Annotated in this window: 3 protein-coding genes and 1 pseudogene; 1 reads left to right on the top strand and 3 read right to left on the bottom strand. The window is 66.9% G+C overall.

Annotated features, from left to right (window positions below; translation table 11 throughout):
• From A2J02_RS13775 to cobG, 3 genes are all read right to left on the bottom strand, one after another.
• Positions 1-209: SAM-dependent methyltransferase (locus tag A2J02_RS13775; RefSeq protein WP_231911459.1), on the bottom strand; the 209-nt coding region annotated here is incomplete at its 3' end.
• Positions 206-832 (bottom strand): precorrin-8X methylmutase, encoded by a 627-nt coding sequence (locus A2J02_RS13770; protein ID WP_068050694.1) that lies wholly within the window; start codon positions 830-832, stop codon positions 206-208. The genes A2J02_RS13775 and A2J02_RS13770, both read right to left, overlap by 4 nt.
• 54 nt (positions 833-886) lie before the next feature.
• Entirely contained in the window at positions 887-2,017 is a 1,131-nt protein-coding gene (cobG, locus tag A2J02_RS13765; RefSeq protein ID WP_068050693.1) for a precorrin-3B synthase, read from the bottom strand.
• Positions 2,018-2,265: 248 nt separating this feature from the next.
• Between cobG and cobN the strand changes: the two are divergent.
• Positions 2,266-2,729 (top strand): annotated as a pseudogene (gene cobN / locus A2J02_RS13760) (cobaltochelatase subunit CobN); the annotation flags it as partial.

The raw sequence follows: 2,729 nt of genomic DNA, 5'->3' as shown, positions 1-2,729 counted from the left end.
TCGGTGGTCACCGGATAGACCAGATGTTCCTCGAGCTGCCCGTCCCGCATGTACCCGGCTGCAAGCCCGCGGGAGATGCTACGACCGTGCTGTGCACTGTGGAAGGCAACCACATCGGCCTCGGCGATCACACGAGCGGCCTTGACGGTCAACAACTCCGGATCGCCGGGACCGACTCCGACTCCCCACAGTTTTCCGGCGCCGGTCATTCTTGTTCGCTCGCAATGGCATTGACTGCGGCCACGGTGATGGGGCTGCCACCACGCCTACCGCGGACCACCAGGTACTCGACGCCGAGGCCCGCGGCGATCAGATCTTCCTTCGACTCCGCTGCTCCGATGAATCCGACCGGGCCGCCGACGATCGCTGCGGGTTTCGGTGCCCCTGCCTCCAGCATCTCCATCAGGTGGAACAGTGCGGTCGGAGCGTTTCCGATGGCGACGACGGCACCGCCGAGCTTGTCGCCCCACAACTCCAGTGCGGCAGCGGTTCTCGTGGTGTTCATACTTCGAGCCAAATCCGGTACCCGAGGATCGGACAGGGTGCACAGCACCTCGTTGTCGGCAGGAAGACGGCGACGAGTGATGCCGGCGGCGACCATGTTGGCGTCGCACAGAATCGGCGCCCCCGAGTTCAGTGCCGCGCGAGCGGAGGTCACGACTGCTGGGGTGTAGCCGATGGTCTCGGTCAGATCGATCTCTCCGACCGCGTGAATCATGCGCACGACGACCTGTGCGACGTCCGGTGCGAATCGAGACAGATCTGCTTCGGCTCGGATGGTCGCGAACGATTGTCGGTAGATCTCCGCGCCGTCGCGGACGTAGTCGTGCATGCGTGTCACGATAGGGGAGAGGGGCCCCTCAGCCGGAAGCCGGTCTGGGTCCCCTCACTCGACGCGGTAGCCGATTCCTGTTGCGATGACGTCGGTCACCTCGCCCTTGGGTCGTCCGCAACGCCGTTCGCACCCGGACCAGTGTTGCCGTTCGTCGCGCGGGGTCATCCGGGCATCGACCGCGGCGGAGAGGTCGGCTCGTACGTCGGCCAACGACTTCTCGCACCCCGGCGATCCGGTGCATGCGCTCACTCGAATCCACGGTGATGCCGCATCGAAGATCAGTCCCATCGGGGCGAGCACGCGGACGACCTGTTCGGCCGGTTCCTCGTCCAGATCACACACGATCAGCGATCGCCACGGGGTCATGATCAGCGGGCGGTCGATGGCCGCGAGGAACTCCGCGAGCCGCGCCTCGAGAACACCGTTGGCCAGTCCCGCGGCCAGCGCGACCAGGCCGTCGTCCTGATCGAGCCAACCGATCGGTGGCACCTCCACGGGTGCGGGCATCGGCAGGACAGGGCCGGCCGCGAGACCGAGTCGGTCGAGGATCCGGGCCGGGCCGTCGTCCATTTCGGCTACCCGCCACTGGGACTGCCGAAGTTCCACGAAGGCACCCGCGCAGTTCAGCAGCATCGACACGACACTGTCGCGGTCCACGCGCACGCCACTGTCCCGGCCCGCCAACAGCAGTGCGTACGACCCGTCGGATTGGGCGTAGGCGCCGAAATCCGGTTCGAGTCCGCACAGGTCGCCTCGGCCGTCGTCGAGCCCGAACAGCGTCCTACCCGGCAGGTCTGCCAGATCGGGTCGTGCACACAGGCCCTCGTCCAGCGCACCGACCAGCGCGCGCACGTCGGTGAGACCTCCCACCCGGCCCGACAGGGGAGAGGCGAGGATATTGCGTACACGCTCGTGCGTCGAGGACGGAAGCAGCCCGGCGTCGGCCAACCTGCTCGCCAAGTCGTCCGGGTCCGACACCGCCCGCACCTGCATATTGCCCCGCGAGGTCAGTTCCAACGTGCCGTCGCCCAGCTCGGCAGCGGCCTGCGCCAACACCTGCATCTGCCCCGGCAACACGACGCCACCCGGCAGCCGGATTCGTGCCAGCGGCCCGTCCGCCGCCAGATGGGTCGTCAGCGCTCCTGGGCAGCCGTCGGGCACCGACCTCTCTGGCGAACTCATGGTGACCAGGCTACAAGCGCAACGGGTGGCCCCATTCCCCGCTCGCCCCGGTAGCATTCGATGTCCACGGCTCCGGCCGAGAGGAAACCGGCGAGAATCCGGTACGGTCGCGCCACTGTGACGGCCTTCGATCCTTCGGGTCGGGGCTGGAGTCAGACCCTCTCGCCGACGAGTCGAAGAGCAGTTTCCACCGATCATTCGAGCCACCGAAGTTCAGGGGCGCGAAACCCCCGAGGAGGGCGTTACCCGTGTTCTTGTTGCTGTCCACATCGGACACCGATCTGCTCAGCGCCCGTGCGAGCGGAGCCGACTTCGCCTGGGGCAACCCTTCCCGGCTGCTCGCCGCGGACATTCCGGCGATGGCCGAGTCGGCCGAGTTGATCATCGTGCGCATCCTGGGGTCGAGGCGATCGTGGGAGTCGGGCATCGACGCGGTTCTGGCCACCGGACTGCCGGTCGTCGTGCTCGGCGGTGAACAGGCACCCGACGCCGATCTGATGGAGATCTCGACGGTGCCTGCCAACGTCGCGGCGCAGGCACACAACTATCTGGCCGAGGGCGGATCGGACAATCTTCGTCAGCTGTACAACTTTCTCTCCGACACGGTGCTGCTGACCGGGCACGGTTTCGATGCACCACAGCACCTGCCTACCTGGGGCCACCTCGAACGAACCTCAGCTCCGCAGTCCGCGGGACCGACGGTCGCGATCCT

The sequence above is a fragment of the Rhodococcus sp. EPR-147 genome, assembly GCF_001647185.1.
Classification (GTDB): domain Bacteria; phylum Actinomycetota; class Actinomycetes; order Mycobacteriales; family Mycobacteriaceae; genus Rhodococcoides.
The sequence above is the reverse complement of the archived record's forward strand: the minus strand, read 5'-3'. Positions and strand labels throughout refer to the sequence as shown.

Coding starts and splice junctions, on each gene's coding strand:
- A2J02_RS13770 (WP_068050694.1), bottom strand. CDS start 832: ATGCACGACTACGTCCGCGACGGCGCGGAGATCTACCGACAATCGTTC.
- cobG (WP_068050693.1), bottom strand. CDS start 2,017: ATGAGTTCGCCAGAGAGGTCGGTGCCCGACGGCTGCCCAGGAGCGCTG.